Raw genomic sequence first — 10,159 nt, forward strand, 5'->3', positions numbered from 1 at the left:
GGCGCTTGACAGGCCCCTGCGTGCACCAAGCAATATCCTGCCAGTCGACAAGGGGAGCGGGGATCATGCGACGTGTCCGGGAATGGATCGAATGGCGGGGGCGCATGGGACGTCTCGCCTTTCTGTGGCGGCTGGCGGCAGCCGCCACCGTCTTCGTCGTGTTGTTCGTCTTTCTGGAAAGCGTCGCCGGCTACGCCAGCACGCTCGTCCTGTATCCGCCGTTCTTCGCCGTGCTGTCTTCGCTGGCGGTGCGCCGGCTGCACGACAGCGCGCGTTCGGCATGGCATCTGCTCGCGCCGATCGTGCCGGTTCTCGGCCCGGTGTATCTGGCCGGCCTGCTGTTGTTCGCGCGCGGCACGCAGGGCGACAACCAGTATGGCGACGATCCCCGCTCGCGGAATCGCGACTACCTGCAGGTGAGCATCCATGAACCGGCCTGAGCGCACCGGCATCGTCGTCAACGACGTGACGCGGCTGAACCCCGTGCCGGTGCTGGCCGTCGCCACGCCGACCACCGTCGAGGAAATCCGCGACGCGATCCTGCGCACCGACCTGCCGATTTCGGTGGGCGGCGGCCACTTCAGCATGGGCGGGCAGACCGCGAGCCCGGGCAGCCTGCACCTGGACATGCGCCGCTTCAATCGCGTGCTGCGCTTCGACCCCGTGGCGCGCACGATCCGCGTGCAGAGCGGCATCCGCTGGTGCGACATCCAGCGTTTCGTCGATCCGCACGGCCTGGCGCTGCAGATCATGCAGACCTACGCCAACTTCTCGGTGGGCGGTTCGCTCAGCGTCAACGTGCATGGGCGCTACATCGGCCTTGGCCCGTTGATCCTGTCGGTGCGTTCGCTGCTGCTGATGCTGGCCGATGGCCAGACGGTCGAGGCGTCGCCGGACCGCAACACGGAAATCTTCCATGCCGTCATCGGCGGCTACGGGGCCCTCGGCGTGATCCTCGAAGCCGAGTTGAGCCTCGCCGAGAACGTGCGCGTGCGCCGCGAACATGCCTGCATGCCGGCGCCGGACTACCCCGCGCACTTCCGCAGCCACGTGCGCGACAGCGGCGACGCGATCTTCCACAACGCCGATCTCTACCCGCCGGATTTCCGCCACGCCCGCGCCGTGACGTGGCGCCGTACCGAACGCGCCGCCACCACGTCGCAACGCCTGCAAAAGCCGCGCAGGCAATATCCCTTGCAGCGCTACTACATGTGGGTGTTCACGGAAACGCGCAGCGGGCACTGGCGGCGCCGGCGCCTGCTGGATCCGCTGCTGTATCTCGGCCGTCCGGTGCACTGGCGCAACTACGAAGCCGGCTACGACGCCGGAGAACTCGAACCCGGCTCGCGCAACGACCGCACCTACGTGCTGCAGGAATACTTCGTGCCGGTGGCGCGGTTCGAGGATTTCCGCGCACGGCTGGCGGAAACCCTCAAGCGCCACCGCGTGAACATGGTGAACATCTCGGTGCGCCACGCGCACCCCGATCCCGGCTCGCTGCTGGCCTGGGCGCGCGAGGAGGTGTTTGCCTTCGTGCTCTACCACAAGCAGCGCACGCGCACGAACGCACGCGAGCGCGTGGCGGTGTGGACGCGTGAACTGATCGACGCCGCGCTGGCGTGCGGCGGCACCTACTACCTGCCCTACCAGCTCCACGCCACCGCCGAGCAGTTCCACGGCGCGTATCCGCGCGCCCGCGAACTGTTCGCGCTGAAACGCCGGCTCGATCCCGATTACCGCTGGCGGAACGGGCTGTGGGACAAGTATTACGTCCCCGGACCGGAGCCCACCGTGCCCGTTGCATCCGCCGCGCCCGACTCCGATTTCCACGCGGTCTACGGCACCGTCCGCGGCAACGACGATTTCTACCGCTTCCTGCAGAATGTCTACCGCATTTTCCCGGAGGACCGGTTCCACGCCCTCATCCAGCAGGCCACCCGCGAGCACCACGACGACGAAGCGATCTATCGCGCCGTGCAAGCCGGCCTGCCGTCGATCAAGCCGTTGCTGTCCGAAGCCAGCTACGCGCTGCCCGCACTGGCGCGGCAAAAGCGGGAGATGACGCGGCAAACGCTGGCCCTGCTCGGCGAACGCAGGCGCTTCACCGGTTACCTGGAGGTCGGCAGCACCGGCCGCTACCTCGGCCATCTGCGCAGGCAGCTGCGCCTCGATGGCGATCGCGTGCTGCTCCACGACGTCGCGGCCGGATTCTCGCCCGTCGACATCGCCGAACGCGGCGGCTTGCGCCGGCACGCCCGTTTCGTGCCGCTCGAGGATTACGCACCCATCCCGGCCAGCACCGTGGCGGATGGCAGCATCGAACTGCTGACCTGCCATATCGGCCTGCACCATGCGCCGCTCGACCGGCTGGAGCCGTTCATTGCATCCCTGCGGCGCGTGCTGAAACCTGGCGGCGTGCTGATCCTGCGCGATCACGACGTGGGCGACGAGTACATGCGCGCGATGGCGTCGCTGGCGCATGCGGTGTTCAACGCGGGACTGGGCCTGCCGTGGCAGGACAACGCGCGCGAGCTGCGCCACTTCCGTTCAATCGAGGAGTGGATCGCCTTGCTCGGCCGGCATGGCCTGGCGGCTTCCGGCCCCCGGCTGCTGCAAGCGCAGGATCCGACGTTGAACACCCTGCTCCGTTTCGACGCCGCATGAAATGGCGCGCATCCCGCTTCTTGCTTGCCGCCGCGGCCGTGCTGGCCGGCATGGCGACCGCCGCCACCGTCCATCCCGGGCAAGCGGGACTGCATGTGCCGCCCCCGGATCGGCGCGGCGAGGAACAGACCTACCTGACCTTCCCGGAATGGTTCCTGGTGTTCAGCCCCGCCGAGTACGCCGACTGGCTGCAGCAGCATCCACCGACGCGCTTTCCCTTCTTCGCGCACGTCGGCCAGTTCTGGTCGGCCTATGGCCATGTCGTCGCGGCCACGCGCGGTCGCTATCCGTTCAACGGCGAATACCACACGATGATCTGCGTCATCGGCGCGAGCACCACCGTGGAATACACGATCAAGGGCGTGTACGACACCCTGGTCGGCCGGCTCAGCCAACTCGGCCTGCCGGCCAACGCCACGCCGGAAGACCGCCTGGCCGCCGGTGTCGAACGCGACTACGTGGACTTCATCCGCGTCGAGCCCTGGTACAAGTTCGACTTCGTCACGCCCTTGCGCCGGCTGTGGGGCGGCACGCCGTGGTGGGGTCCGCATGCCCTGCGCAAATGGGAGAGGCGTTACGCCCTGAGCAGCGAGTGGCTGACCAAGGCCGCCTACGGCTGGCTGCTGGGCATGGCCACGCACGAGGCCTACGCCGTGCCGAAGGACACCACGCTGGCCGTGGTGCGCAACCTTCCGGCGGACTTGCCCGCCGATGTGCGGCAACTGGCGCACCGGGGCGACGAGTACCTGCTCGCCCTGCCGCGGTATCAGGGCTTCGGCGATGCCGCCACGGCGCTGTCGGCCCGCGGCACCGCGTTCGAGGAAATCGCCGGCAACCGCGGCACGATCCTGGTCAGCGTGCTCGCGCCCCGCGATGCGCCGCCGCCGGGCTACACCCGCGTGCTGTTCACGCAACCGGTACTGACGAAACCGGGGCAGCAGCGCGAAGTGCTGCAGGTTCCGGTGGACAAGCTGGGCGCGCTGCTCGACCGCTACGCAAACACCCCTGGCGCCATCGAACACGTCTTCGACTACTGACACGCAAACCGGATTTCAGTCGCGCGCGCGCAACCACTGGTGGATCGCCGGCGGCACCTCGCGCTGCGCGCGACCGGAGACGTAGATGCCGATGTGGCCGCCCTTGAACGCCAGCTCGGTGTAGTCGGTGGTGCCCACGCGGTGCTTCAGCGCGCGCGAGGCGTCGGGCGGCACCAGGTGGTCCTGTTCGGCATAGATGTTCAGCACCGGCTGGCTCACCATGCCCAGGTCCACTTCGCGATCGCCGATGACGAGGCCACCCTTCACCAGCTTGTTGCCCTGGTAGAAATCCTTGATGAACTGGCGGAAGGTTTCGCCGGCCTGGTCGGGCGAGTCGAAGATCCAGCGCTCCATGCGCAGGAAGTTCTCCAGCTCCGCCGGCCTGTCGAGGATGTCCACCAGTCCCACGTACTTCTGCTGGTTCAGGCGCACCGGCTTCAGCGTGAGGTAGACCCAGTTCATCAGCATCGCCGGCACGTTGCCCAGCGTGTCGACGAACAGGTCCGCGTCCATCGCCCGGCACCAGTGCGAGAGCATGTTGTCAGGCGTCTGGAAGTCCACCGGCGTCACCATGGTGACCAGGTTCTTCACCTTGCCCGGGTGCATCGCGGAATAGCACAGCGAGAACGCGCCGCCCTGGCAGATGCCGAGCAGGTTGACCGCGTCCAGGCCGTGGCGCTCGCGCAGCGCGTCCACGCAGCGGTCGAGGTAGCCGTTGAGGTAGTCGTCCAGGGTCAGCCAGCGGTCGGCGCCGTCGGGATAGCCCCAGTCGATCAGATACACGTCCTCGCCCTGTGCCAGCAGGTTGCGCACCAGCGAACGGTCGGCCTGCAGGTCGGTCATCCACACCGTGTTGACCAGCGCGTAGACGATCAATGTGGGCGTGCGCGTGGTCGGCGCGCGGTCGCCTTTCATGTGCCACAGCTTGAGCTTGTCCTCGGCATGCACCAGTTCGCGCGGCGTGTTGGCGTAGGCGGGTTCGCTCATGCCGCGCAGGTGGCCCATGCCGGCGCTGAGCTTGCGCTGGAACGCGCCGATTTCCTGCATCAGCCGCGCGGGGTCGAGATGGAGCGGAGTATCCATGGAGGCTCTCTCTGTCAGCGCTTGCGCGAACGACTGGTGGAAGCGGTGGCCTTGGCACGAACAGGCGCCTTCTTCGTCATGGCGACACTGGGGCGTTTGGCAGCGGTCTTGGCCGGGGCAGCCTTCGCACGCACGGGTTTGGCCGCCGCCTCTTCGCGACGCGCGGACTTGCCCGCAGCCACTTGCGCGCGCGCCGGAGGGCCGGCCAGTTCGGCCAACTCGCGGCGCAGTGCCGTCACCTCACGGCGCAGCGCAAGGATTTCAGCGGCCGCCCCGCCGTCGCCTTGCTTGCGCAGGTCGCGGCGCAGCTGCTGTAGCCGCTCGCCCAGCGACGAGACTTCCTCGCGCGTGGGAACACCCAGTTCGCGGCACAGCTGGCTGGTCTGCTTTTGCTGCATCTGGCGCACGCGCATCTGGGCGTTGACCATCTCGCCATAGGCCGCGCGGAATTCATCGGACAACGCGATCTCGGCGTAGGCCTCCTCGGCGGCATCCACCCACAGGTCGTACAGCGCCTTGAGCGATTCGATCGGCGCGCTGGATGCATCGCGCTTCGCGAGCGTCGCCTGCAGGCGCTCCAGGCCTTGTGTGTTCGCGCGCTGGATCAGCTCCTGGTAATGCGCATTCGCTTCCAGCGCGGCCTGCATCGCGGCCGCCAGTTCCTGCTGCTGCTGCAGCTGCTCGCGGTGCAGGCCGAAGCCCGGCACCGGGCCATTCGCCGCAGCCGGCATGGCGAAGCCGCCGGCCTGCACCGACTGCAACCAGGCCTGCCATTGCTGCACGAAACCCTGCGCGGCGCTGTTGTCGATGCCGTTGAAGGCCTGGGTGAACGGCTGGTTGCCGGAACCGGCCCAGGCCTTCAGCAGGGTCTGCCAGTCCGCACCGGGCTGGCTGGCACCGGCCGCGGCCACGCCCTGCATCCAGTCGAAGCAACCCTTGAGTCCGGCCAGCGTGCGCTCCAGCGCCTCGTTGCCGGGCGGTGACGCAGCGGCGACGGGCGGCGGCTGCAACTGGCGCAGCCAGGCATCCCAGGATTGCTGGGCGAGCACCTGCCAGTCCTTGATGAAATCACCTGCCTGTCCGCTCATCGCACATCCTCGTCGGCCCGTGCTTGCATCCTAGCAAAAGCGTGTTGCACGAAACGGGCGGAAGCCTTGCGTTCATCCGTGATCGCGAGAGTCAGGTGGGTGGCCGTCCATGGCTTCGCTCCAAACGAAAGAGGCCCGGCATGGCCGGGCCTCTTTCGCGTCGCATGAAGCTCAAGCCCAGGGCTATCAGCCCTCGCCCTCGGCTACCGCCTTCATGGACAGGCGGATGCGGCCCTGCTTGTCCACTTCCAGCACCTTGACCTTGACGATGTCGCCTTCCTTGAGCTTGTCGGAGACCTTCTCGACGCGCTCGTTGGAGATCTGCGACACGTGCACCAGGCCGTCCTTGCCCGGCATGATCGTGACGAACGCGCCGAAGTCCATCAGCTTGGCGACCTTGCCCTCGTAGATGCGGCCCGGCTCGACGTCGGAGACGATCTGCTCGATGCGCTTCTTCGCCGCCTCGCCCGCGTCGCGGTTGACCGAGGCGATGATCACGGTGCCGTCGTCGTTGATGTCGATGGTGGCGCCGGTCTCCTCGGTGATCGAGCGGATGGTGGCGCCGCCCTTGCCGATGACCTCGCGGATCTTGTCGGGGTGGATCTTGATGGTGATCAGGCGCGGCGCGTACTCGCTCATCTCGGTGCGCGCGGTGCTGAGCGCCTTGGCCATCTCGCCGAGGATGTGCAGGCGGCCGCGCTTGGCCTGGGCCAGCGCCACCTTCATGATCTCCTCGGTGATGCCGTCGATCTTGATGTCCATCTGCAGGGCGCTGATGCCCTCGGACGAACCGGCCACCTTGAAGTCCATGTCGCCGAGGTGGTCCTCGTCGCCCAGGATGTCGGACAGCACGACGAAGTCGTCGCCTTCCTTCACCAGGCCCATCGCGATGCCGGCCACCGGCGCCTTCAGCGGCACGCCGGCATCCATCATCGCCAGCGAGGAACCGCACACCGAGGCCATCGACGAGGAGCCGTTGGACTCGGTGATTTCCGAGACCACGCGCAGCACGTAGGGGAACGCGTCCAGCGAGGGCTTCACCGCCTGCACGCCGCGCTTGGCGAGGCGGCCGTGGCCGATCTCGCGGCGCTTCGGCGCGCCGAAGCGGCCGGCCTCGCCCACCGAGAACGGCGGGAAGTTGTAATGGAACAGGAACGGATCCTTCGACTCGCCGGCCGGCGCGTCGATGATCTGCGCGTCGCGCGTGGTGCCGAGGGTGACCACCACCAGCGCCTGCGTCTCGCCGCGGGTGAACAGCGCCGAGCCGTGGGTGCGCGGCAGCACGCCCACGCGGGCGGTGATCGCGCGCACGTCGTCCAGCTGGCGGCCGTCGATGCGCACCTTGGTCTTCAGCACGCTGTCGCGCAGGGTGCGGTACTCGAGCTCGCCGAATTCCTTGGCGAGTTCGGCCTTGTCCCAGCCCTTCGCCTCGGCGTCGGCCTTCAGCGACTCCAGCACGTCGGCCTTGATCGCCGCGATCGCATCGCGGCGCTGCAGCTTGTCGCGCACCTGGAAGGCGGCTTCCAGCTTGTCGCCCACGGCGCCCTTGAGCGCGGCGACCAGCGATTCGTTGCGGGCCGGCGGCTGCCAGTCCAGCGACGGGCGGGCGGCCTCGGTGGCCAGCTCGGCGATCGCGCGGATCGCGACCTGCATCTGCTGGTGGCCGAACATCACCGCACCGAGCATCACGTCCTCGGACAGCAGCTCGGCCTCGGACTCCACCATCAGCACCGCGCCGGCGGTACCGGCGACGACCAGGTCCAGCTGCGAGCCGGCCAGTTCGGCGGTGGTCGGGTTCAGCAGGTACTGGCCGTTCGCGTAGCCGACGCGGGCGGCGCCGATCGGGCCCTTGAACGGGATGCCGGCGAGGCTCAGCGCGGCGGAGGCGCCGAGCAGCGCCGGGATGTCGCCGTCGATCTCCGGGTTGAGCGAGATGACCTGGGCGATCACCTGGACTTCGTTCTTGAAGTCTTCCGGGAACAGCGGGCGCACCGGACGGTCGATCAGGCGCGAGGTCAGCGTCTCCTTCTCGGTGGGACGGCCTTCGCGCTTGAAGAAGCCGCCCGGGATGCGGCCGGCGGAGTAGAACTTCTCGACGTAGTCGACGGTGAGCGGGAAGAAATCCTGCCCTTCCTTCGCCTTGGCCGCCGCCACCGCGGTGACCAGCACCACGGTGCCGCCCATGCTGACCATGACCGCGCCGGACGCCTGGCGGGCGATTTCGCCCGTCTCCAGCGTGACTTCGTGATTACCGTACTGGAATGACTTGGTTACTTTCGCCACGATGATTTCCTGCCTTTTTGAAGAGTGCGGCCATGGATGGCCGCCTCTTGATCTTTGCGTTCACGGGCGAACGCGGAACCTTCGGAGAGTGCGGCCATGGATGGCCGCCCTTTTGACTTTCGCGTTCAGGACGAACGCAAAAATCACCTCCGCAGGCCGAGGCGCTCGATCAGGCTCTGATAGCGGGCCAGGTCGCGGTCCTTGAGGTAGGCGAGCAGGCTCTTGCGGCGGTTCACCAGCTTCAGCAGGCCGCGGCGGGAGTGGTGGTCCTGCTTGTGCGACTTGAAGTGGTCGGTGAGGTGGTCGATGCGGGCGGACAGCAGCGCCACCTGCACTTCGGTGGAGCCGGTGTCGTTCGGCACGCGGCCGAAGTCAGCGATGATCTTGCCGGTCTGTTCTGCGGTAAGAGACATGGTGATACCTGTTTCCTTGAAAATGCGATGCGAAGCTTGCGTGTGCGCCGTCGCCGACGGTACACACGCAAGCTTCGTCTGTTGGATGAAAGTGCTGGAATAACTTGCTTATTCTAGCGGTGACGCGGCCTCTGCAACAAGGGCGAACGGGGGCGGAAAGGGCGGATTCACGGCGGCGGCAGGTTGAAACCGCGCAGGATGCGGCTGCGCCCACCCGCATCCAGCTCCAGCAACGCCAGCAGGGCGCCGTCGCTGGCAAATGCGGCATGCGGCCCGCTCGCCCCGGCCACCACGATGGGCTGGCCGCGCGCGATGGCCTGGCTCTGCGCCTCGTCCAGCTGCAGCTTCGGCCAGTCGCCCAGCCCCGCCGCCACCGGCAGCAGCCAGGCCAGCAAGGCCTCGTCGCCCTGCCCCGCGGCCTGTTCCAGCCCGGCCAGCGTGACCATGCGCGGCGTCCGGAACGGCTCCACCCACAGCCGGCGCAACGCGGTGAGGTGGGCGCCGCAGCCCAGCGCCTCGCCCAGGTCCACCGCCAGCGAGCGCACGTAGGTGCCCGAGCCGCACTCCACCTCGAACACCAGGGAATCCGCCGTACGGGACAGCAGCTCCAGCCGGTGGACTTCGACTTCGCGAGGCGGCGCCGCGACCGCCTCGCCACGGCGCGCCTTGAGATACAGCGGCTCGCCGCCCTGCTTCAACGCCGAATACGCCGGCGGCACCTGCACGATGCGGCCGCGCAGCGGCACCAGCGCCGCCTCGATGGCGGCATCGTCGGGCACGTGCACCGGCCGTTCGCGCAGCACCTCGCCCTCGCGGTCGGCCGTGGTGGTGGTGATGCCCAGCCGGCACTCGGCGCGGTAGGCCTTGCGCGCGCCCAGCAGGTTGCCGGCCAGCTTGGTGGCCTCGCCGAAGCATAGCGGCAGCAGGCCGGTGGCCATGGGATCGAGTGCGCCGGTGTGGCCGCCCTTGGCGGCGCGGAACAGGCGGCGCGTTGCCTGCAGGGCTTCATTGGAACTCAGGCCTTCGGGCTTGTCGAGCAGCACGATGCCGTGCAGGTCGCGCCAGGCGATGCGGGGGAGCTTGCGTTCGCGGGGCATGGAACTCGGATCAGGACTCGTCGCCCGACGGCGTGGCATCCGCCGCATCGCGCAGCAGCGCATCGATGCGTTCGCCCTTGTCCACCGAGTCGTCGTACTTGAAGCGCAATTCCGGCACGCGGCGCAGCCGCATGCTGCGCGACAGCGCGTGGCGGAACTCGCCCGCCAGCGTGTTGAGCGCCTTCACGGCGGCCACCGACTGCTCGGGCAGCAGCGCAGTCACCCACACTGCGGCGAAATCGAGGTCGCGGCTCACTTCCACGTCCGACACGCTGCACGACGGCAGGCCGTGGTCACGCACCGCGGCGTGCACCAGCAGGCCCAGTTCGCGGCGCAGTTCGGCGCCTACGCGGTCGGTACGTTTGAAGTCGCGGGAGGGCATGGATTCGTGCGTCGTGTGAGGAATGCTCAAGAGCCGAAGCTCGTTACCTATGCCCGAAAAGTGCAGTCCTGCACTTTTGGGGCTCGGCGAGTCGGGCATGCGCCCGACTCGC

General features: G+C 68.0%; 9 protein-coding genes. 3 read left to right on the forward strand and 6 right to left on the reverse strand.

Going from position 1 to position 10,159, the window contains the following annotated elements; all coding sequences use genetic code 11:
* The first annotated feature begins 65 nt into the window (after positions 1-65).
* From ABQJ56_RS11065 to ABQJ56_RS11075, 3 genes are read left to right on the forward strand one after another with little or no spacing between them, the layout of a single operon-like run.
* Positions 66-440 carry a DUF805 domain-containing protein gene (locus ABQJ56_RS11065; protein WP_367845073.1) on the forward strand — a complete coding sequence of 125 codons (375 nt, stop codon included), beginning with the start codon at positions 66-68 and terminating at the stop codon, positions 438-440.
* Entirely contained in the window at positions 427-2,664 is a 2,238-nt protein-coding gene (locus ABQJ56_RS11070; RefSeq protein WP_367845074.1) for an FAD-binding protein, read from the forward strand. Before ABQJ56_RS11065 ends, ABQJ56_RS11070 begins: the two co-directional genes overlap by 14 nt.
* Complete coding sequence (locus ABQJ56_RS11075) at positions 2,661-3,701, forward strand: hypothetical protein (RefSeq protein ID WP_367845075.1); 1,041 nt, start codon at positions 2,661-2,663, stop codon at positions 3,699-3,701. The genes ABQJ56_RS11070 and ABQJ56_RS11075 overlap by 4 nt, the downstream gene beginning before the upstream one ends.
* A gap of 15 nt (positions 3,702-3,716) precedes the next feature.
* Here ABQJ56_RS11075 and phaC read toward each other — a convergent pair whose 3' ends face one another.
* The 6 genes from phaC to rbfA all read right to left on the reverse strand — a co-directional run bounded on the left by phaC (position 3,717) and on the right by rbfA (position 10,047).
* A complete protein-coding gene (gene phaC, locus ABQJ56_RS11080; RefSeq protein WP_367845076.1) occupies positions 3,717-4,784 on the reverse strand; it encodes a class III poly(R)-hydroxyalkanoic acid synthase subunit PhaC in 1,068 nt (355 codons plus the stop codon).
* A gap of 14 nt (positions 4,785-4,798) precedes the next feature.
* On the reverse strand, positions 4,799-5,872 hold the full coding sequence (locus ABQJ56_RS11085; protein ID WP_367845077.1) for a poly(R)-hydroxyalkanoic acid synthase subunit PhaE: 1,074 nt from the start codon (positions 5,870-5,872) through the stop codon (positions 4,799-4,801).
* 186 nt (positions 5,873-6,058) lie between these two features.
* Entirely contained in the window at positions 6,059-8,155 is a 2,097-nt protein-coding gene (pnp, locus tag ABQJ56_RS11090; protein ID WP_367845078.1) for a polyribonucleotide nucleotidyltransferase, read from the reverse strand.
* Between the two features lie 143 nt (positions 8,156-8,298).
* Complete coding sequence (rpsO, locus tag ABQJ56_RS11095; RefSeq protein ID WP_367845079.1) at positions 8,299-8,568, reverse strand: 30S ribosomal protein S15; 270 nt, start codon at positions 8,566-8,568, stop codon at positions 8,299-8,301.
* 167 nt (positions 8,569-8,735) lie between these two features.
* Positions 8,736-9,665: a tRNA pseudouridine(55) synthase TruB gene (gene truB / locus ABQJ56_RS11100; protein WP_367845080.1), complete on the reverse strand. Its 930-nt coding sequence runs from the start codon at positions 9,663-9,665 to the stop codon at positions 8,736-8,738.
* A gap of 10 nt (positions 9,666-9,675) precedes the next feature.
* Positions 9,676-10,047, reverse strand: a complete 372-nt coding sequence (gene rbfA, locus ABQJ56_RS11105; protein WP_367845081.1) for a 30S ribosome-binding factor RbfA — start codon at positions 10,045-10,047, stop codon at positions 9,676-9,678.
* Positions 10,048-10,159: the final 112 nt, after the last annotated feature.

The organism is Rhodanobacter geophilus (genome assembly GCF_040812275.1).
Classification (GTDB): Bacteria; Pseudomonadota; Gammaproteobacteria; order Xanthomonadales; family Rhodanobacteraceae; genus Rhodanobacter_A; species Rhodanobacter_A geophilus.